Origin of the sequence: Methylobacterium sp. UNC300MFChir4.1 (assembly GCF_900110155.1) — a bacterium.
Taxonomy (GTDB): domain Bacteria; phylum Pseudomonadota; class Alphaproteobacteria; order Rhizobiales; family Beijerinckiaceae; genus Methylobacterium.
In genome coordinates this window covers 32,203-52,106 of sequence record NZ_FOCS01000006.1, presented here as the reverse complement: position 1 = coordinate 52,106, position 19,904 = coordinate 32,203, and the positions used below count along the sequence as shown (strand labels likewise).

Genomic DNA, 19,904 nt, shown 5'->3' with positions numbered 1-19,904 from the left:
CCCGTCCGATCCCCGACGCGACAAGGAGACCCGGCATGGCGGGCATCACCACACACGTCCTCGACACCGATCGCGGCCGCCCCGTCGCGGGGGTCCGGATCGACTTCTCCGTCCTCGAGAACGGCCAGTGGCGGCTCGTGAAGAGCGTCGTCACCAACGCCGACGGCCGGACCGACGCGCCGATCCTCCCGGCCGACAAGGCCGAGACCGGCCAGTACCAGCTGGAATTCTTCGTCGACCAATATTTTCAGGGCCGGGCCGGCACGGCGGAGGCCGACATCTTCATCGACAACCCGGTCGTGCGGTTCGCCGTCTTCGACGCCAAGCAGCACTACCACGTGCCGATGCTGTGCGCCCCGTCGAGCTTCACCACCTATCGCGGAAGCTGAGTGGCATGATCGACCTCGACCGCCTCAACGCCCTCGAGCGCGACGCCTTCGTCGCGTATCTCGGCGGCGTCTTCGAGCACGCGCCCTGGGTCGCCCGGGCCGCCCACGGCGCGGCGCCCTTCGCCGACCTCGCCGCTCTCCACGGGGCGATGATGGCGGCCGTGCGCGCGGCGCCGCCGGACGTGCGTCTGGCCTTCCTCAACGGCCATCCCGAACTCGCCGGCCCCGAGGCCCGGGCCCGGGCGATGACCGCCGATTCCGCGCAGGAGCAGGGCAGCGCCGGCCTCGACCGGCTGACGGAGGCGGACGCCGCGGCCTTCGACCGGCTGAACGCCGCCTACCGGCACCGGTTCGGCTTCCCGTTCATCGTCGCCGTGCGCGGCCGGGACCTGCGCGAGATCCGCGCGCTGTTCGAGGAGCGCCTCGCGCGCGCGGTCGCGGACGAGGAGGCGACGGCCCTGGAGGAGATCGACGCGATCACCCGGATGCGGCTCGACCGGCTGGTGCGGCCGGTCTAGCGCGGCGCCCCGCGGCGATTTCGATCTTGGCCGGCCGGCCGGGCGCGTCCATGCTGGGCGCGGTCGGGACCGCCGTCCCGGTTCGAGGGCTGCATGAAGCGACTGGACGTGGCCGTCATCGGCGGCTCGATCGCCGGGCTGACCACGGCGTGCCTGCTCGCGCGGAGCGGCCACGCCGTCACGGTGTTCGAGCGGTCGGCGGCCGCGCTCACGGGCCGCGGGGCGGGGATCGTCACGCATCCCGGCCTCCGGGCGGTGCTGGCGCGCTGCGGTGCTCCGGCCGGGGCGGGCGATCTCGGCGTCACCGTCGAGGGCCGCCGGGTCCTCGACCGGGACGGGACCGTGATCGCGGAGCGGAGCCTGCCGCAGGTGCTCGCGAGCTGGGGACGGCTCTACGGCCTGCTCCTGGACGCCGTGCCCCCGGACAGCGTCCGCTACGGCGCGGCGCTCGCCGCGGTCGAATCCGACGGCGCGCGCGTCGTCGCCTTCTTCGAGGACGGCCGCCGGATCTCCGCGGATCTCCTCGTCGGCGCCGACGGGCAGTTCTCGACGGTGCGGTCCCGGTTCCTGAGCGGTGTCGCGCCGCGCTACGCCGGCTACGTGGCGTGGCGCGCCGTCGTCGACGCGGCGGCCCTCGCGCCGGCGACCCGGGAGGCGATCGGCGGGCATTTCGCGTTCTGCCTGCCTCCGGGCGAGCAGATCCTCGGCTATCCCGTGCCCGGGCGCGCGGACGAGGCCGCCGGGCTGTGCTTCAACGCGGTCTGGTACAGGCCGACCGAGAAGGGCGCGCTCGCCGCGCTGCTGACCGATGCCGGCGGCGTCCGCCACGCCCTCTCCATCCCGCCGGGCCGCATCAAGGCCGCGGTGCTGGAGTCGATGCGCGCCGACGCGGCGCGGATCCTCGCGCCGCCCTTCGCCGAGGTCATGCTGCGCGCCGAGCAGCCGTTCCTGCAGGCGATCCTGGACATCGAGACGCCGACCATGATCCCGGCGCGCGGCGTCGCCCTGATCGGCGACGCCGCCTTCGTGGCCCGGCCGCATGTCGGGATGGGCGCGACCAAGGCCATGGAGGACGCCGCCGCCCTCGCGGACGCCCTGGACGCGGCCGGCGCCGACGTGGACGCGGCGCTCACGGCCTTCGAGGCGCGCCGACGCGCCTACGGCGCGGCCGTCGTGGCGCGGGGACGCGATCTCGGCGCGTACCTGCAGGCGCAGCAGCGCGGCGCGGCCGAGCGGGCGGCGGCGGAGCGGTTCCGCAGCCCCGAGGCGGTGATGGCCGGGACGGCGGTGCCGCCCGATATCCCCCGCGCTTAGGCCGCGCGGCGGGTCGCCTCCGCGCGCACGGCGGCCGGGAGCGCGAGGGGCGGGTTCGCGCTGTCCAGGAACTCGACGGTGGTGAAGATCAGCTCCGTGTCGCCGATATTGGCGAGGTCGTGGGTCATCGACTCGCCCGGCCCGAACGACAGGTGCTGGATGTCGCCCGCGCGGTAATCGACCTCCGCGACCCGCCCGTCGCCGTAATGCGAGCGGGCCCGCCCCGCCGTCACCGCGGTCCAGAAATAGTCGAGCACGTGCGTGTGGAAGCCGATCCGGTCGCCGGGCGCCAGGACGATGGTCCAGACCCGGGAGCGGTGATCCTCCGAGAGCAGCCGGGTGCCGACGCAGCCGTTGTCCCGCGCCGCCGCGTATTCCTGCGCCAAGTGGGGCGGCAGCGCCGCCGGTTCCGTTCCCTGGGTCATGGCGTTCCTCCGGCCCGCGAGGCTAACGCAGTTCCCGCGAAAGTCATCGCCGCGGCGGCCCGCTTCGGTGACGCGGGCGGGCCGGACCGGCGTCTCCCGTGATCCGGGTATCCCGGGACGGCCCTACAGCGCGTCGGACGACCGCGCCGCCGTCACCACCCGGCGGTGGGTGGCGAGCAGCCCCGGAAGCGCGGCGTCGAGCATGGCGGCCCGGACCGCGTCGCGGTCCGCCGTGCCGTCCATGCCGTAGACCCGCGAGCGCAGGCCGACGTAGACCAGCGCGCCGTGGATGCCGAACAGGAGCTCGAACTCGTCCGCGGCGAGCGGCTGAACCTCCGGGTCCGGCAGGTTCGACTCGGCGCGCATCCCGGCGAGCAGCGGCGCGAAGATGCGCGCGCGGACCATGCCGAGGTAGCGGCTCGGCAGATCGAACCCCTTGAGGCCGGCCGACACGAAGATCCGCAGCCACGCGTAGTCGTCGATCCGGCGCTGGTAGTCGATCTCGAAGCGCCGGAAGCGCTCGAGGACGGGGAGCGCGGTGTCGCGCACCGTCGCCTCCCAGCCGGGATCCCAGCGCCTGAGATAGACCTCCTCGTAGATGCGCTCGATCAGCGCCGCCTTGGTCGGGAAGTAGCGGAACAGCAGCGGCTGCGTGATGCCCAGCCGGCGGGCGAGCTCCCGGGTGTGCCCGTCGAGGCCGACCTCGGCGAAGTAGGCGACCGCGCCCTCGACGATCTGGCGCTCGCGGGCTTCGGGCGTCAGCCGCCGGCCGGTCGGTACGCGACCGCCACTGTCCGCCGGCCTGCTTGACGCCATCTCGGTTTCGCCTTCTATTGAGCGAACGATAAATAGAGGCTTCCAGCCTGTCCCATCGGGGCGGTCATGGGCAAGCCCATCGGGAGGAGGACCAGGGCTTGAAGGCGCCCGACTTCGCCTACGCGCGTCCGGCCTCGCTCGACGCGGCGCTGGCCCTGCTCGCCGAGCACGGGGAGGACGCCGTTCCGCTGGCGGGCGGCCAGAGCCTCGTCACGGCCCTCAACATGCGGCTCTCGGCGCCCGGCCTGCTGGTCGACCTCAACGCGATCCCCGAACTCACAGGTGTCTCGGAGGTCGGCGACGAGGCCGGCGGCACTGTGCGGATCGGCGCCATGACGCGCCACCGCGACGTCGGGACCGCGGCGCTCGTGCGCGAGCGCCTGCCGCTGCTCGCCGCCGCCTTGCCCCACATCGCCCATCCGGCGATCCGCAACCGCGGCACGATCGGCGGCTCGGTGGCGCTGGCCGACCCGGCCACCGAGTGGCCCGCCTGCTGCCTCGCCGCGGGCGCCTCGATCGTGGTGCGCGGGCCCGGGGCCGAGCGGCGCGTCGCGGCGGACGATTTCTTCCAGGGCCTCTACACGACGGCCCTGGAGCCCGGCGAGATCGTCACGGCGATCGAGTTCCCGGTTCCGGGGGCCGACGCGGTCTGGGGCTTCGAGGAACTGTCGCGCCGCCACGGCGACTACGCCCTCGTCGGCCTCGCGGCGACCGGGCGGCGAGGCGAAGGCGGCCTGTCGGACCTACGCCTCGCCTTCTTCGGCGTGGCCGACCGGCCGGTGCTCGCCCGCGCCGCCGCGGCGGCCCTGGAGGCCGGCGACCTCGCGGGCGCCCAGGCGGCGCTCGCCGGTGAGCTCGACCCGCCGGACGACCCGACGACCAAGGCCGCGACGCGGCTCCACCTCGCCCGCGTGATCCTCGGCCGCGTGGCGGCGAGGATGCGCGGCGGCAGCGCGCAGGAGGGCGGTCCCGATGGCGTCTGAGAGCCCCGACCGCGCGCACGCGGTCGCCTTCACGCTGAACGGCGAGGCCGTGCGGGCGCATGTCCCCGCCCGGATGCATCTCGGCGACCTGCTGCGCCAGTCCTTCGGCCTCACCGGCGTGCATCTCGGCTGCGAGCACGGCGTGTGCGGCGCCTGCACGATCCTGGTCGACGGCCGGGCGGTGCGGTCCTGCCTGATGCTCGGCGTCCAGGCCGACGGCGCCACCGTCGAGACCGTGGAGGGCCTGACCGAGAGCGGGCGCATCCGCGACCTGCAGGACGCCTTCCACGCCCGCAACGCCCTGCAATGCGGCTACTGTACCCCCGGGATGCTGGTGACGGCCGCCGAGCTCCTGGACGACGCGGACGCGGCCACCTCGCGCGAGGCGATCCGCGCGGCGATCGCGGGCAATTACTGCCGCTGCACCGGCTACCACGCCATCGTCGACGCCATCGCGGCGACCGCCGAGGCGCGCGGGCAAGGTCGCCGGGATGCCGGCAGGGATGCCGGCCTGGAGGCCGCCGAATGAGCGCGGATCCGGGCGGCCTCACCTTCCTCGACCGGCCGAACAGCTATATCGGCCGCTCGGTCCCGCGGCCGAACGCGCGGCGCCTGCTCGAGGGACGGGGCGTCTACGTGGACGACGTGGCCGTCGCCCGCCTCGGCCACGTCGCCTTCCTGCGCAGCCCCCACGCCCACGCCCGCATCGTCGCCCTGGACACCGCGGACGCCAAAGCGATGCCCGGCGTGATCGCCGTGGTGACGGGGCCCGAACTGGCGGCCGTGTGCACGCCGTGGGTCGGCGTGCTCGGCCACTTCAAGGGCCTGCGCTCGGCGCCCCAGCACGCCCTGGCCCTCGACCGGGTGACCTGGGTCGGCGAGCCGTTCTGCGCGGTCGTCGCGCACGGCCGGGCCGAGGCCGAGGACGCGCTCGCGGCGATCACGGTCGAGTTCGACCCGCTCCCCGCCGTCGTCGACATGGAGACGGCGCTCGATCCCGCGACGCCCGCGATCCACGCCGAGCTCGGCGACAACCTCGCCTTCGAGCGCGTCCTCGACGTCGGCGACGTCGACGCGGCCTTCCGCGACGCGGCCCTGGTGGTCGAGGAGACCTTCCAGTTCGGCCGGCACACGGGCGTGTGCCTGGAGCCGCGGGTGATCCTGGCCGACTGGGCGGCGGCGGACGGGATGCTCACCGTCCACCACTCCTTCCAGGCGCCGCACATGATGCAGGACATCCTGTGCAAGCACCTCGCCCTCCCCGAGGGGGCGGTGCGGGTGATCTGCAAGGATGTCGGCGGGTCCTTCGGGATCAAGGTCCACATCTACCCCGACGAGATGGCGACCTGCGCGCTGGCGCTGATGCTCAAGCGCCCGGTCAAGTTCGTCGCCGACCGGCTGGAGAGCTTCCAGAGCGACATCCATGCCCGCGACCACCGGGTCACCGCCCGGATGGCCTTCTCGGCCGAGGGCGACATCCTCGCCCTCGACATGGACGACCTCACGGGCATCGGGCCCTACTCGGTCTACCCGCGCACCAGCGCGGTCGAGGCCAACCAGGTCGTCAACCTGACCGGCGGCCCCTACCGGCACCAGCACTACCGGGCTCGCGCCCGCGTCGTGCTCCAGAACAAGGCGCCGACCTGCCAGTACCGGGCGGTGGGCCACCCGATCGCCACGATGGTCGCCGAGGGGCTCGTCGATCTCGGCGCCGCCCGGCTCGGCCTCGACCCCCTGGCCGTGCGCGAGCGCAACGTCATCCCGGACGACGCCTATCCCTGCGCGGGCGTCTCGGGGATCAAGCTGGAGAAGCTGTCCCACCAAGCGGCGCTCGCCAAGCTCAAGGCGATGATGGATTACGACGGTCTCAGGGCCGAGCAGGCGAACCTGCGCGCGCGGGGGATCCACCGGGGCATCGGGCTCGCGGCCTTCATCGAGATCACCAACCCGTCGGCGGCCTTCTACGGGGTCGGCGGCGCGCGCATCTCCTCCCAGGACGGCTGCACGATCCGGCTCGATCCGCAGGGCGGCGTCGTCGCGTCGGTCAGCGTCACCGAGCAGGGCCAGGGCACCGAGGGCATCATCGCGCAGATCGTGGCCACCGCCACGGGCGTGCCGATGGACAAGGTCCGGGTGATCTCCGGCGACACGCAGGCGACGCCCTACGGCGGCGGGACCTGGGCCTCGCGTGGGGCCGGCATCGGCGGCGAGGCCGCGTGGCAGGCCGGCAAGGCGCTGCGCGGCAACGTCCTGGCGGTGGCGGGCGCGATCCTGCAGGCCGATCCGGAAAGCCTCGACGTCCGCGACGGCGCCGTGGTGGACGCAGGCACCGGGACCGAGCGCATGCCGCTCGCGGAGCTCGGCCGCATCGTCTACTTCCGCCCCGACACGCTGCCGCCGGGGGTGCAGCCCGAATTCGTGGCGACCCGGCACTACGTGCCCAAGGACTACCCCTTCGCCTTCACCAACGGCGTGCAGGCCTCCTACGTCGAGGTCGACACCGAGACGGGCTTCGTGCGGCTTCTCAAGCACTGGTGCGTCGAGGATTGCGGCACCGTGCTCAACCCGCTCCTCGTCGACGAGCAGATCCGCGGCGGCATCGTCCAGGGGATCGGCGGGGCCCTGTTCGAGCACTGCCTCTACGACGGCGAGGGCCAGCTGCTGAACGGGTCGATGGCCGACTACCTCGTGCCGATGGCCGGCGAGATGCCCGATATCGCGGTCGCCCACGTGGTCTCGGCCACCGCGTCGTCCGAGATCGGCGCCAAGGGCGCGGGCGAGGCCGGCACCGCCGGCGCGCCGGCCGCGGTCGTCAACGCCATCAACGACGCGCTCGCGCCGCTGAACGCCCGTGTCGCGCACCAGCCGGTGACGCCCGAGGTCGTGCTGGAGGCGCTGGGACTGATCTGATCACAGGACGGATAAAGCGGATAGGCTTCCCCGTCTTTGCGAGCGCAGCGAAGCAACCCAGGGCAGCGGGACGCTGCCGAACGTGGCGGATCCCTGGATCGCTTCGCTGCGCTCGCGAGGACGGATGACCCTTTCGGGTCAGGACACATCGACCATCACGGGGCACGGTCCGCCGAAGAGACCGGTCCCGACGAGGAAACGCCGACGGAGGGACGGGAATGGGAACGGGCTTCGACAGGCGCCGGCTGCTCCAGGGCAGCGCCGCCGCATCCGCGCTGGCGCTCGCCGCCCCGGCGCTCCTGCGCTCCGCGATCGCGCAAGGCGGTTCGACCGGAGGCCCGATCCGGATCGGCTTCCCGGTGCCGCTCACCGGCGCTTTCGGGGCCGAGGCGAACGACCAGGTCCGCGCCGCCCAGCTCGCCGTCAAGGCGTTCAACGAGGCCGGCGGCTTCCAGGGCCGCACGGCCGAGCTCCTCGTGCGCGACGACAAGCTCAACCCCGGCGAGGCGGCGACCCGGACCCTCGAGCTGATCGAGAAGGACAAGGTCAACTTCCTGGTCGGCGGCCTCTCGGCGGCCGTGACCCTGTCGATCAACAATGTCGCCCGCGAGCGCGGCGTGATCTACAACTCGATCAGCCAGTCCGACGCGATCAACGAGGCCAAGGATTTCGGCCGCACCACCTTCCACGAGGCCCTGAACCCGCACATGACCGCGGGCGCGGTCGGCCGCTACGTCTTCCCGAAATCGGGCAAGCGCGTCGCCTTCCTCAGCGCCGACTACGCGTACGGCCACGAGATGATGCGCGGGTTCAAGCGCGCCGGCGAGGCCTCGGGCATCGAGGTCGTGGCCGACATCCGCCACCCGATCGGCGCCTCCGACTACTCGGCCTTCCTGCCTCGGATCGCCGCGCTCAAGCCCGACGTGCTCTGCCTGTGCAATTTCGGCCGGGACCAGGTCGTCTCGATCCAGCAGGCGACCGAGTTCGGCCTGAAGCGCACCACCAAGCTCGTCGCGCCGGTCCTGCTCTTCACCGCCCGCAAGGCCGGCGGCGACGCCTTCGACGGCGTGATCGGCGGCACCTCCTACTACTGGCGCCTGGAGGACAGCGTGCCCTCCGCCAAGGCGTTCAACGACCGGTTCCGCGCCGCCTACAACGGCGCCGTCCCGTCGGATTACGGGGCGCTGGGCTATGCCGGCGTCCGCTCGGTGCTGGAGGGCGTGAAGGCCGCCGGGTCGGTCGAGACCGACAAGGTCGTGGCCGCCATGGAGGCCCTGCAGGCCGACTTCTACAAGGGTCCGCAGAGCTTCCGGAAATGCGACCACCAGTCGGTGCAGTCGGTCCTGATCGTCGAGGCGAAGTCGAAGGACATGAAGACGCCGGACGACGTCTTCACGATCCTCGGCACGGAGGGGCCCGACGAGCGCTTCCTGCGCGGCTGCGACGAACTCGGGCACAAGGCGTGAGGCGCCCCATGCGAACCCGCGGGAGGGCGCGGCCTTGAGCGCCATCACGATCGGCGGTTTCCCCCTCGATCTCCTCGCCCTCCAGCTCGTGACCGGCATCGCGCTGGGGGCGATCTACGTGCTTGTCGGCATCGGCCTGTCGCTGATCTTCGGGCTGATGAACGTCGTCAACTTCGCCCACGGCGCGTTCTTCATGGTCGGCGCCTATGTCGGCGTCTTCCTGTACGGCTACACCGGCAGCTTCTGGCTGAGTCTCGTCGCGGCGCCGCTGGCGATGGGGCTCCTCGGGCTCGCCGTGGAGCGCGTGCTCGTGCGCCCCCTCTACGGGCGCGGCATCGACGACCCGCTGCTCCTCACCTTCGGCCTGTCGTACGTGATGGTCGAGAGCGTGCGCATCGCCTTCGGGCTGACCGGCCTGCCCTTCGGGGCGCCGCCCGAACTGCGCGGCGCGGTCGACATCGGCATCGGCTACTTCCCCCTCTACCGCCTGTTCCTGATCGGGTTCGCGCTGGCGGTGGTGGGCGCCCTGTGGCTGTTCATCGAGCGCACGCCCTTCGGCCTCGTGATCCGGGCCGGCGCCCGCGACCCGCAGATCGTGCAGGTGCTCGGCATCGAGATCAGCAAGGTCTGGCTCGCGGTCTTCGCCCTGGGCTGCGCGCTCGCCGGGCTCGCCGGCATCCTCGCCGCGCCCCTCCAGGGCGTCACGCCCGAGATGGGGATCCCGGTGCTCGCCGAGGCCTTCGTGGTCACGGTGGTCGGCGGCATGGGCTCGCTGGCCGGCGCCGTGCTCGCCGGGCTGATCGTCGGGATCGTGGTGGCGATGACGTCGCTCGTTGCCCCCGACATGACCAAGATGGCGATCTTCGCCCTCATGGCCCTGGTGCTGCTCGTGCGGCCCCGGGGCCTCCTCGGCCGGGCTGGAGCCCTCGGATGAGTGCCCGCGCCCCCGCCTCTGCCGTCACGAAGGGCGGCGCCCTTCCGGCTACCTTGCCGGCGGCCCGGCCGGGCTCCGGCCGGGCCGGCCGCCGGCTGGCGTGGTGCGGCCGGCACCGCGTCGCCCTGACGCTCGCCTTCCTCCTCGTGTTCCCCTGGATCGCGCCCTACCAGGCCCTCGCCGTGAACATCCTGGTGCTCGGGCTCTACGCCCTCGGGTTCAACCTGCTGTTCGGCTATACCGGGCTCCTGTCCTTCGGCCACGCCGCCTTCCTGGGCGGCGGCGCCTACGGCTGCGGCATCGCCATCGTCCATTACGGGCTGCACCCGGCCCTGGCGCTCGTCGCCGGCACGCTGCTCGCGACACTCATCGCCGCCGTCATGGGCGTGCTGGCGATCCGCACCCGCGGCATCTACTTCGCGATGACGACCCTGGCGCTGTCGATGTGCGTCTACTACGCCTTCTACCAGGCGGAGGCCTTCACCGGCGGCGAGAACGGCCTGCGCGGCATCAACGTGCCGACGCTCGCCCTGCCGGGCTTCAGCCTCAATCTCCTCGACCCGGTGGTGAAGTACTACGCCGCGCTGGCGGTGGTCGGCGTCGCGGTCTGGCTGTTCTCGCGCCTCCTGTCGTCGCCCTTCGGGGCCGCCCTCGAGGCGATCCGCGAGAACGAGGGCCGGGCGCAGGCCTGCGGCTACGACGTGCGCCGCATGAAGCTCGCGGCCTTCGTGATCTCCGGGGCCCTGTGCGGCCTCGCGGGCGGTCTCCAGGCGATCCACCTCTCGATCGTGCCGATCGAGACGATGCACTATTCGACCTCCGGCCAGGCCGTGATGATGGCGCTGCTCGGCGGCATGGGTACCTTCTTCGGGCCCTTCGTCGGCGCCGCGACCTTCGCGCTCCTGCAGGACGGGCTCGCCACCGTGACGAGCCACTGGCAGCTCTTCGTCGGCGCCGTCTTCATCGCCTTCGTGCTGTTCCTGCCGCTCGGCATCTGGGGCGAGGCGCTGGCGCGCCTGAGGAGGGCCGGATGGTGAGCGCCGCCCCGGTCGTCGCCGCGCCCGCCACGGCGCCCGTGGCGGCGCCGCCGATCCTCGCCACGGAGGGCCTCGGCAAGCGGTTCGGGCATTTCCGCGCCCTGTCGGACGTGACCGTCGCGTTCCCGGAGGGCGGCATCACCGCGATCATCGGACCGAACGGGGCGGGCAAGTCGACCTTCTTCAACCTGATCTCGGGCGCCTTCCCGCCGAGCGAGGGCCGCGTGCTGTTCCGCGGGCGCGACATCACCGGGGCGGCCCCGCACGCCTTCGCCCGGATGGGCATCGCCAAGTCGTTCCAGATCACCAACGTCTTCCCGCACCTCACGGTGCGCGAGAACGTGCGGGTGGCCGCCCAGGCTCGGCGGGTCCGCTTCGCGTTCTTCCGGGACCGCGCGGCCTATCCCGAGCTGGCGGAGCGGGCCGAGGAACTCCTCGGCGAGGTCGGGCTCGGCGCCCGGATGGACCGCCTCGCGCGCGAACTCGCCCACGGCGAGCAGCGCGCCCTAGAGATCGCGGTGGCGCTGGCCGCCGAGCCGAGCCTCCTCCTCCTCGACGAGCCGACCGCCGGGATGAGCCCCGAGGAGACGCGCGAGATGATGGACCTCGTGCAGCGCCTCGCCGAGACCCGGACGCTGATCCTCGTCGAGCACAAGATGAAGCTCGTCATGGGCCTGTGCCGGCGCCTCGTCGTCCTCCACCAGGGCCAGCTCCTGGCCGAGGGCAGCCCCGACGACATCCGGGCGCATCCGGAGGTGCGCCGCGTCTACCTGGGCAACACGGCGGGCAAGATCACGGGCACGACCGCATGAGCGCCGCCGTCACGCAGCCGCTCCTGGCGGTCGAGGACCTGCGGGCGTGGTACGGCCACTCCCACATCCTGCAGGGCCTCTCGCTGGAGGTGCGCCCCGGCGAGATCGTCACGCTGGTCGGCCGCAACGGCGCCGGCAAGACCACCACGCTGAAGGCGATCATGGGCCTCGTGGCGAAGCGCGAGGGGCGCGTGACCTTCGCGGGCGCCGACATCCTCCACCGGCCGCCCCACGAGCGCTTCCACCAGGGCCTCGCCTACGTGCCGGAGGAGCGGCGCATCGTGCCGGGGCTGACCGTGGAGGAGAACCTGCGCCTCGGCATCCTGGCCGCCAGGGGGGCAGGACGGGGGGCGCGCGCGACGCGCCGCGACGAGGCGCGGCGGATCGAGGTCATCGCCGAGACCTTCCCGCGGCTGAAGCAGCGCCTGAAGCAGGAGGCGGTCACGATGTCGGGCGGCGAGCAGCAGATGCTCGCCATCGCCCGGGCGCTCATGGCCGAGCCCGTGATGGTGCTCCTCGACGAGCCCTCGGAGGGGATCATGCCGATCCTGGTCGAGGAGATGTTCGCGCAGTTCGTCGCGATGAAGCGGGCCGGCACCACGATCCTGCTCGTGGAGCAGAACGTCGAGCTCGCCCTCGACGTGTCCGACCGCGTCTACATCGTCGACGGCGGCGCCGTCGTCTACCACGCCCCCGCGGCCGCGCTGCGGGACGATCCCGAGATCCAGGCGCGCTACTGCGCGGTCTGAGCGCCCGCACCGGCCGGTGGGCGGCGCAGTGTCAAGAGGAGACCAGGATGGACATCACTGGCGCGTATCGGATCCCGGTCGCGCGGGAGGCCGTCTGGGCGGCGCTGAACGATCCGGAGGTGCTGGCCCGCTGCATCCCCGGCTGCAAGGAGCTGGTGCAGGCCTCCCCGGAGGAGATGACGGCCAAGGTCGCCCTCAAGGTCGGGCCGGTCTCGGCGACCTTCGCGGGCACGGTCCGCCTGGAGGACATGCGCCCTCCCGAGGGCTACAGCCTCGTCGGCCAGGGCAACGGCGGCATGGCGGGCTTCGCCAAGGGCCGCGCCGCCGTCAGCCTCGCGGCGGAGGGCGGCGAGACGCTCCTGACCTACACCGCCAAGGCCGAGGTCGGCGGCAAGATCGCGACGCTGGGCGGCCGGCTCATGCAGGCGACCGCGCGCAAGCTCGCCGACGAGTTCTTCGGCAAGTTCGCCGCCGAACTCGGGGCGACCGGCGACCCGGCCGCGCCCAGGGCGGCCGAGGCCTAGGAAAGCCGCGCCTCGACCGCGTCTCGACCGTGCCGGCCGGGACAGTCGTGCTCCGGTCCGGCGCGTCGGAGCCCGGTCATCGCTGCGACCCGATCTGCAGGACATTGAAGCCGCGCTGCAGGGAGGTCCCGAGGAACTCTCCGAACGGGGTGTTCGCACCCGCGGCACGATCGACGCGGAGGACGGCGGCACAGCCGCGCTGTGGGCTCTCGACCGAACGGCCGTCGACGGAGGCCGCAGGGGCCATGCCGGCTCGCCAACGCGCCTTCAGCGCGGAGACGGCCCTGTCGGCCGTCCGGCAATCGGGATAGGCGAGGGATACGAGCAGGGCCGGACCGTTCTTCCCTTGATAGTCCGCCACGATACCGCCGGCATAAGCCGGGACGCCGTCCCGTCCGCGCTCGCGCTGACCCTCGATCGCCTTCCTCTGCGCGGCCAGATCGGTCGTCGCCGACAGGAGGGCGGCAGGATCGTCGGGGGTGATCCCCATCAGCGGCGTCACGACGGCCGCTTGAAGGATCGCGCCCGGGTCGCGCTCATCCGCGGCGGCCAGACCCGTCAGCGCTGTGGCGACCGCCTCGTGATCCGCCGCGCTCCGGCCGCCCCCGACGCGTGTCTCCAGATCTGCGGCCGCGGACGCCTGCGCGATGACGCGATCGATCGCCAGGATCGCGCTGGTCTCGCCCATCGGGCCGGACCAGGGATCGGTCGGCTGCCGGGCCCTGAGATTCAGGGCGCGGGGCTCCCCGTTGGCGAGAATGCGCGGCGCGGTCGGGACCGGCCGGAAGTTCCTGTCCTTCAGTTTGGCGACCAGGGTGTCGGCTGCCGCCTTCGTCGCCAGACCCCAGTGAGTGACGCGCGCCGGAGGCTGGCCGAAGGCCGCGAAATAGGAGATGTCCTCGAACGGGATGCCGGCCTTCTCGGTCCATGTCTGCGCGCCGCCGTAGCTGAGGGCGTTCAGCGGGCGGATGCTCTGCGCGAAGGCCATGCGCCGCAGGCCGGCGTCGCTCAGCGCGCCGCCGGCGGCCCGGGACAGCGCCTGGACGTCCATGAAGACGATCGGCATCGGGTCAGGCGTCGCCAGGACGGAATCCGGCACCGCGCGGAGAGCCGCCTCCAGAGTGCTGGCCGCCCGCGCCGCCGGCGCGATCATCAGGACTGAGAAGGACACGACGACGAGGCGGGATGAGACTGAGCGCCAGAGAGGTCGTGTCACGTCGAATCCCATGCTCCAGGTCCCTCGGGAGCGCCGATGCCCGTCTGCCGGTCATGGCGATGACCGCGTCGAGCAAGAAGAGATCTCCGCAGTGCTCACCCGATCATTGCTGGACAGGCTCTCTTCTGTCTCCCTCAGTCGATTTTAGCTGAGCCGCTCTCGGCTTCCACTAGTGAGGGTGACCTATTGACCGCGCCGCCCGGATCGCCGCCGATCGGACGCCCGGCACCGTCGAGACGAGCGCCGACCGATGGGGGCGTCGGCTCTGTGAGAGCCGCAATGTGACTTCGGCCTCCGCGTGTCGCCCCCCGCGCGCCGATCCTCTCACGCGAGCGATTCTCCGGTCCGATCGCGCATCGTGAGGACTGCGGCGAGCGAGATGGCCGACAGCACGGCGACGTAGAGGCCCGGCCCCGTGGGCCAGGCCAGGTGGTGGACGATCCACGTCGCGGCCATCGGGGCGGTGCCCCCGACCAGCGCCATCGAGGCGTTGAAGCTGATTGCCAGGGCCGTGCAGCGCGAGCGGTGCTGGAACATCTCGACGAACGCCGTCGGCACGACGGCGGCGTTGCCGGCGATCAGGATCGCGAACGCGACCTGGCTCAGGACGATCAGAAGCGTGTCGCCGGTGGTCAGCAGCATGAAGAGCGGCCATGACAGGATTGTCAGGCCCGCCCCGGTCAGAACCAGAACACGCTTGCGCCCGAAGCGGTCGGACAGGGCTCCGGCGATCGGGATGCACACGGCTTGAACCACCATGGCGAGGGAGTTGATGAGAAACGCCGTGTGTTGCGGGAGGCCCGACACGGTGTGCATGAACGTCACGAGGTAGACGAACACCACGTAGAAGCCGCACGCCAGGCCGAGATTCATCGCGAAGGCGCGCAGCATGGCGGAGCCGTCGATCTCGACGGCCGTGCGCAGCGGTGAGCGCTGGTCCGTCGGTGTCCGATCTTCGCGAAACACGGTCTCGACGTGATCGTCGTCGATATGGCGACGCAGGGCGAAGATGAAGATGCCGAGCACGATCCCGAAGAGGAACGGCAGGCGCCAGCCCCACTGGTGCACGTCCTCCGGCGTGAGCAGGCCGGTGACGAGCGTCCCGGCAATGGAGCCGAGCAGGATGCCTCCGGCGGCCCCGATGCAGGCGAGGCTGCCGGTCAGACCGCGGCGCGCCGGTGCTGCGGTCTCGGACAGGAAGATGGCCGAGGAGGTGTACTCGCCGCCGACGGAGAGACCCTGGCCGAGCCGCAGCACCACGAGCAGGACGGGCGCGAGGAGTCCGGCCGACGCGTAGGTGGGCAGGCAGCCCATCAGGAAGGTCGAGACCGCCATGAGGCCCGCCGACAGCAGCAGGGCTGTCTTCCGGCCGTAGCGGTCGCCGATGTGGCCGAACACAATGCCGCCGATCGGGCGCATGAAGAAGGCGGCGGCGAACACCGCGAAGGCCGAGAGCAGCGACGTCGTGGGGCTGTCGGACGGGAAGAAGTTCCGGCCGATGACGGCACTGAAATACCCGTAGGTGGCGAAATCGTACCATTCGAGCGTGTTGCCGATGGCGCCCGCGACCACGGAGCGACGCCGCGCCGCGCCGGGGACCTTCGGGCCGTCGGCGATCGCGTCGGAACTGATCGGGAGCGGCGGCTCACCGTACGGAGGGGTGGATTGCATGATGCGCCCGCCTTGCCGCCGAATTCAGTCTAGACGCTAGACTGAAACGCCAAGCTTGGCGAGACCATTGGAGAAGGACGACATCGCTCTTCCGCTCGACAGTTAATAGGCGCGGGGCCGCCCCGCGCGGGCGAGCCCGCCAGGGCCGCACGCCCCTCCGTCCTCCGCGGCCAGACCGCGATCGGGAAGCCCTCCGTCCTCACGGTGCCTCGGCGTCGGCGGGAAGATCCGGAGCGTCGGCCGCCGCGGCGAACGCCCGCCGGGCCCGCTCGATCTCGGCGTGGTGCGTCTCGGCCCAGATCCACACGCCGCAGAACGCGGCGCCCAGGCTCCGGCCCAGCGGCGTCAGCGTGTAGTCCACGTGCGGCGGGATCACCGGATGCACCGTCCGCCGGACGAGACCGTCCCGCTCCATCTGGCGGACGGTCTGCGTCAGCATCTTCTGGCTGATCCGGCCCACGGCCCGGCCGAGCTGCGTGAACCGGAGGGTGCCGTGCTCCTCCAGGGCCTCGAGGATCAGCATGGTCCACTTGTCGGCCACTTGGCCGATGATGTCGTTCACCAGGGCCTCGATCGCCGGATCGACGTCCTGCGGGGGTGGCCCACGCCGCTTCGCCTCGATCGCGGGATCCGGGGCAGCCCTGCGCATTCGACACTCTCCTTTCGGTGCGTACAAATCTTTTCGGTGCCTACTTCAGGGCGGAGAGTGTCAACCATACTCTCTGCGGCGACAACAACGGGGTCGCCATCATGAAAACCTCCGGCAACACGATCCTCATCACGGGCGGCGGGTCCGGGATCGGAGCCGCGCTCGCCCATCGCTTCCACGACCTCGGCAACACCGTCATCGTCGCCGGTCGCCGCGTGGAGGCGCTGGAACGGGTCACGGCCGGCCGCCCGGGCCTGCACGCGATGCCCCTCGACATCGCGGATGCCGGAGACATCGCGGCGTTCGCCCGGCGCGTCACGGTTGAGCACCCGGCCCTGAACGTGGTGATCAACAACGCCGGCATCATGCGCTTCGAGGCGCTGGATCAGGCGCGCGACCTCTCCGACGCGGAGGCGACGATCACCACCAACCTGCTCGGCCCGATCCGTCTGACGGATGCCTTCGTCGCGCATCTGGTCACACGGCCGGACGCGGCGCTGATCAACGTGTCGTCCGGGCTGGCCTTCGTGCCCCTGACGACCACACCGACCTACTCGGCGACGAAGGCGGCGATCCACAGCTACACGGTCTCGCTGCGCGAGGTCCTCAAGGGCCGGGTCGAGGTGATCGAGCTGGTGCCGCCGGCGGTCCAGACGGATCTCACGCCCGGCCAGGCCACCCGTGCGGGCTACCTACCGCTGGCCGACTTCATCGACGAGGTGATGGCCCTGTTCCAGCAGCGGCCGACGCCGGCCGAGATCCTGGTGCAGCGCGTCGCCTTCCAGCGCAACGCCGAGGCCGAGCACCGCTTCGACGCGGCCGTCGCGACCCTGAACGAGGCCGCTCGCGCGGCCCGCGCGGCGCAGGAATGAGGTGCGCGCGGAGATCCGCGAGGAGATCCGCGTCGCCGCGCGCGGGCGCGACCCGTGTTTCATCAGTTCAGCCTGGAGACGATCGATGCCGTTCGCCAATTTCAAGATCCCGCAGGGCATGATGACCGGTCCGCAGAAGGCGGATCTGATCCACCGCACGACGGATCTGCTGGTCTCCTTCTTCGGGGAGGCCGCGCGCCCGCACACCATGGTCTTGGTCGACGAGGTCGTGGATGGCGGCTACGGGCGCGCCGACGAGGTCTTCGATCTCGAGGCCCTGCGACGCCTGCGGGCGCACCACGAGACGGGTTCGCGCTGACGGCCTCCACATCGTGCCGGCGGCCCTGCTCGGAGCCGTCGACGATCTCGTCGCGTGTGTCCGTCCCCGGACCGCGCGCCGGGCGCCGTTCCGACGGGACTAGGAGGGAGCGCCGTTGCGTGAGACTCTGGGCCTGCCCCGGCGGGCGGGGCGAGGCGGAGGGCCATGCGATGAGCCAGGACGATGAATCGCCGCCGGCGCGGCGCCGCTTCCTCGCACAAGGCGCGGCGGCGGCCGCGGCCGTCCTCGCGGGCGGGCCGGCCCGATCGGACGAGGCGGCGCCTCCGGCCGTGCCCGAATGGATGAAGGTCCCGGGCGCCGATGTCGGCAGCCAGACCTACGGCCGGCCCTCGCGCTTCGAGGAGGGCGTCATCCGCAACGTCCCGAAGGGTCTGAAGCAGTACATCTCGGCGTCGAGCCGCACGCCGCTGCAGGATCTCGACGGCATCCTGACGCCCAACGGCCTGTTCTACGAGCGCCACCACGGCGGCATTCCGGACATCGATCCCGCCCAGCACCGGCTGATGATCCACGGACTCGTCGAGACGCCGCTCATCCTGACGATGGACGACATCCGCCGCTTCCCGTCGGAGTCGCACATCTACTTCCTCGAATGCTCGGGCAACCCGGGCTTCGAGGCGATCAAGGGCAAGACGGCGTCGGACCTCGTCGGCCTCGTCAGCTGCGCCGAATGGACCGGCGTGCGCCTCGCGACGGTCCTGGCGGAGGCCGGGCTCAAGCCGGACGCGCGGTGGGTCGTGGCCGAGGGCGCGGACGCCGCCGCGCTGACCCGCAGTATCCCGATCGCGAAGTGCCTCGACGACGCCCTGCTGGTCTACAGCCAGAACGGCGAGCGGCTGCGCCCCCAGCAGGGCTACCCGCTCCGGGTGCTGCTGCCCGGCTACGAGGGCAACATGAGCGTGAAGTGGTTGCGCCGGCTCAACGTCACGGCGGAGCCGGCCTATTCCCGCGAGGAGACGTCGAAGTACACCGACCTGATGCCGGACGGCACGGCGCGGCAATTCACCTTCGTGATGGAGGCCAAGTCGATCATCACGCGGCCCTCGGGCACGCAGCGGATCGCCCCCGGTTTCCACGAGATCACCGGCCTCGCCTGGAGCGGGCGCGGGCGGATCCGCGGCGTGCAGGTCTCGACCGACGGGGGCGGGAGCTGGCGCGACGCCGCCCTGCAGGAGCCGGTGCTCAACCAGGCGCTGACGCGGTTCCGCCTGCCCTGGCGCTGGGACGGGACGCCGACGACCATCGCGAGCCGGGCGATCGACGAGACCGGCTACGTGCAGCCGAGCTTCGAGGACCTGACGGCGGTGCGCGGTTTCAAATCCTTCTACCACAACAACGCGGTCGTGCCCTGGCGCATCGCCGCGGACGGCGAGGTGGCCAATGGCTATGCGTGAAGCCCGCGCCGCCGCGGGGATCGCCCTGGTGCTCGCCTGCGCCGGGCCGGTACGGGCGACGGAGCGCCTCGGGATCGGGCGTCCGGCCACGGAGGCCGAGATCGCCGCCTGGAACATCGACGTCGACCGGGACGGCCGGAAGCTGCCGCCCGGACACGGCAGCGTCGCCCACGGCCGAGAGGTCTTCGAGACCCAATGCGCCTCGTGTCACGGCAGCCGGGGCGAGGGCGGGACCGGCGAGCGGCTGGCCGGCGGCCAGGGCACGCTCGCCTCGGCGAAACCGCTCAAGACCGTCGGCAGCTTCTGGCCCTACGCGCCGACCCTGTTCGACTACATCCGGCGGGCGATGCCGATGAACGCCCCGCAATCGCTCAGCGCCGACGACGTCTACGCGGTCTCGGGCTACGTCCTGTACCTGAACGGGCTCGTCCCGGAGAGCGCCGTGCTCGATGCCGCCACCCTGGCCGCCGTCCGCATGCCGAACCGCGACGGGTTCGTGCCGGATCCCAGGCCGGATGTGAGACCCTGACGGGAGCGGCGTACCCGATCAGGCCGCCCCGGCCCCGCTCGCCGCCGTGGCGCCACGGTGCTGTGGCCGTTCCGCCACTGTCGTCGCAACATTATTACATTCGGTTGCCGGGGCGTTGACCCGGGCGGTCGCCGCGGCAAGTATTTTCCTGCCAAGGTTATCCGGGCACGGTCCGGAGCCGGGGTGGTAATCCGGTGCGCGCTGCGCGGTGCGTCCGGATCTGCCCCGCACCTGTCGACTGGGCGCGCCCGTTCCCCGCGGCCGCCGGTGCCGCGCACCGGGACGGTCCGGCGGCGGCGATGACGCGCGTCACGGGAGGCGGCCTTCGGCGCGACGACGTTCCTCGGGCGCGGTGC

Annotated in this window: 21 protein-coding genes; 16 read left to right on the top strand and 5 right to left on the bottom strand. The window is 72.1% G+C overall.

The annotated features are described in order from the left end of the window. The first annotated feature begins 35 nt into the window (after positions 1 to 35). From uraH to BMY19_RS10590, 3 genes are all read left to right on the top strand, one after another. Entirely contained in the window at positions 36 to 389 is a 354-nt protein-coding gene (uraH, locus tag BMY19_RS10600; RefSeq protein WP_100251674.1) for a hydroxyisourate hydrolase, read from the top strand. 5 nt (positions 390 to 394) lie between these two features. After that, on the top strand, positions 395 to 907 hold the full coding sequence (gene uraD, locus BMY19_RS10595) for a 2-oxo-4-hydroxy-4-carboxy-5-ureidoimidazoline decarboxylase (protein WP_100251673.1): 513 nt from the start codon (positions 395 to 397) through the stop codon (positions 905 to 907). A gap of 93 nt (positions 908 to 1,000) precedes the next feature. Then, complete coding sequence (locus tag BMY19_RS10590) at positions 1,001 to 2,221, top strand: FAD binding domain-containing protein (protein ID WP_100251672.1); 1,221 nt, start codon at positions 1,001 to 1,003, stop codon at positions 2,219 to 2,221. On the opposite strand, the gene BMY19_RS10585 is transcribed toward BMY19_RS10590, so the two are convergent. Beyond that, positions 2,218 to 2,646: a cupin domain-containing protein gene (locus BMY19_RS10585; protein ID WP_100251671.1), complete on the bottom strand. Its 429-nt coding sequence runs from the start codon at positions 2,644 to 2,646 to the stop codon at positions 2,218 to 2,220. The genes BMY19_RS10590 and BMY19_RS10585 overlap by 4 nt on opposite strands. Before the next feature lie 123 nt (positions 2,647 to 2,769). Further along, a complete protein-coding gene (locus BMY19_RS10580) occupies positions 2,770 to 3,462 on the bottom strand; it encodes a TetR/AcrR family transcriptional regulator (protein WP_100251670.1) in 693 nt (230 codons plus the stop codon). 98 nt (positions 3,463 to 3,560) lie between these two features. Between BMY19_RS10580 and BMY19_RS10575 the strand changes: the two genes are divergently transcribed. The 9 genes from BMY19_RS10575 (at position 3,561) to BMY19_RS10535 (ending at position 12,877) form a co-directional block, all read left to right on the top strand. Continuing rightward, complete coding sequence (locus tag BMY19_RS10575) at positions 3,561 to 4,445, top strand: FAD binding domain-containing protein (protein WP_100251669.1); 885 nt, start codon at positions 3,561 to 3,563, stop codon at positions 4,443 to 4,445. Next, positions 4,435 to 4,974, top strand: a complete 540-nt coding sequence (locus BMY19_RS10570) for a (2Fe-2S)-binding protein (RefSeq protein ID WP_100251668.1) — start codon at positions 4,435 to 4,437, stop codon at positions 4,972 to 4,974. Before BMY19_RS10575 ends, BMY19_RS10570 begins: the two co-directional genes overlap by 11 nt. Further along, positions 4,971 to 7,355, top strand: a complete 2,385-nt coding sequence (locus BMY19_RS10565) for a xanthine dehydrogenase family protein molybdopterin-binding subunit (protein WP_100251667.1) — start codon at positions 4,971 to 4,973, stop codon at positions 7,353 to 7,355. The genes BMY19_RS10570 and BMY19_RS10565 overlap by 4 nt, the downstream gene beginning before the upstream one ends. A gap of 218 nt (positions 7,356 to 7,573) precedes the next feature. Next, complete coding sequence (locus BMY19_RS10560) at positions 7,574 to 8,821, top strand: ABC transporter substrate-binding protein (RefSeq protein ID WP_100251666.1); 1,248 nt, start codon at positions 7,574 to 7,576, stop codon at positions 8,819 to 8,821. 34 nt (positions 8,822 to 8,855) lie between these two features. Then, positions 8,856 to 9,755, top strand: a complete 900-nt coding sequence (locus BMY19_RS10555; RefSeq protein ID WP_100251665.1) for a branched-chain amino acid ABC transporter permease — start codon at positions 8,856 to 8,858, stop codon at positions 9,753 to 9,755. After that, on the top strand, positions 9,752 to 10,792 hold the full coding sequence (locus BMY19_RS10550; RefSeq protein ID WP_100251664.1) for a branched-chain amino acid ABC transporter permease: 1,041 nt from the start codon (positions 9,752 to 9,754) through the stop codon (positions 10,790 to 10,792). The genes BMY19_RS10555 and BMY19_RS10550 overlap by 4 nt, the downstream gene beginning before the upstream one ends. Next, positions 10,786 to 11,604 carry an ABC transporter ATP-binding protein gene (locus BMY19_RS10545; protein WP_100251663.1) on the top strand — a complete coding sequence of 273 codons (819 nt, stop codon included), beginning with the start codon at positions 10,786 to 10,788 and terminating at the stop codon, positions 11,602 to 11,604. The genes BMY19_RS10550 and BMY19_RS10545 overlap by 7 nt, the downstream gene beginning before the upstream one ends. After that, positions 11,601 to 12,353: an ABC transporter ATP-binding protein gene (locus BMY19_RS10540; RefSeq protein ID WP_100251662.1), complete on the top strand. Its 753-nt coding sequence runs from the start codon at positions 11,601 to 11,603 to the stop codon at positions 12,351 to 12,353. The genes BMY19_RS10545 and BMY19_RS10540 overlap by 4 nt, the downstream gene beginning before the upstream one ends. 47 nt (positions 12,354 to 12,400) lie before the next feature. Beyond that, on the top strand, positions 12,401 to 12,877 hold the full coding sequence (locus BMY19_RS10535; protein ID WP_100251661.1) for an SRPBCC family protein: 477 nt from the start codon (positions 12,401 to 12,403) through the stop codon (positions 12,875 to 12,877). 76 nt (positions 12,878 to 12,953) lie between these two features. On the opposite strand, the gene BMY19_RS10530 is transcribed toward BMY19_RS10535, so the two are convergent. From BMY19_RS10530 to BMY19_RS10520, 3 genes are all read right to left on the bottom strand, one after another. Next, the gene (locus tag BMY19_RS10530) at positions 12,954 to 14,093 is read right to left on the bottom strand and encodes a hypothetical protein (protein WP_244534888.1); all 1,140 of its coding nucleotides are present in this window, start codon (positions 14,091 to 14,093) and stop codon (positions 12,954 to 12,956) included. Positions 14,094 to 14,417: 324 nt separating this feature from the next. After that, on the bottom strand, positions 14,418 to 15,764 hold the full coding sequence (locus BMY19_RS10525) for an MFS transporter (protein WP_100251659.1): 1,347 nt from the start codon (positions 15,762 to 15,764) through the stop codon (positions 14,418 to 14,420). 199 nt (positions 15,765 to 15,963) lie between these two features. Continuing rightward, positions 15,964 to 16,413, bottom strand: coding sequence for a winged helix-turn-helix transcriptional regulator (locus BMY19_RS10520; RefSeq protein WP_100251658.1), 450 nt, complete (start codon positions 16,411 to 16,413; stop codon positions 15,964 to 15,966). A gap of 101 nt (positions 16,414 to 16,514) precedes the next feature. On the opposite strand from BMY19_RS10520, the gene BMY19_RS10515 reads away from it, so the two are divergent. The 4 genes from BMY19_RS10515 to BMY19_RS10500 all read left to right on the top strand — a co-directional run bounded on the left by BMY19_RS10515 (position 16,515) and on the right by BMY19_RS10500 (position 19,548). Further along, entirely contained in the window at positions 16,515 to 17,285 is a 771-nt protein-coding gene (locus BMY19_RS10515; protein WP_100251657.1) for an SDR family oxidoreductase, read from the top strand. A gap of 85 nt (positions 17,286 to 17,370) precedes the next feature. Next, complete coding sequence (locus BMY19_RS10510; protein ID WP_020094429.1) at positions 17,371 to 17,604, top strand: tautomerase family protein; 234 nt, start codon at positions 17,371 to 17,373, stop codon at positions 17,602 to 17,604. Positions 17,605 to 17,774: 170 nt separating this feature from the next. Beyond that, on the top strand, positions 17,775 to 19,019 hold the full coding sequence (gene soxC, locus BMY19_RS10505; RefSeq protein ID WP_100251656.1) for a sulfite dehydrogenase: 1,245 nt from the start codon (positions 17,775 to 17,777) through the stop codon (positions 19,017 to 19,019). Then, a complete protein-coding gene (locus BMY19_RS10500; RefSeq protein ID WP_244534887.1) occupies positions 19,006 to 19,548 on the top strand; it encodes a c-type cytochrome in 543 nt (180 codons plus the stop codon). Before soxC ends, BMY19_RS10500 begins: the two co-directional genes overlap by 14 nt. The last annotated feature ends 356 nt before the right edge of the window (positions 19,549 to 19,904 follow it).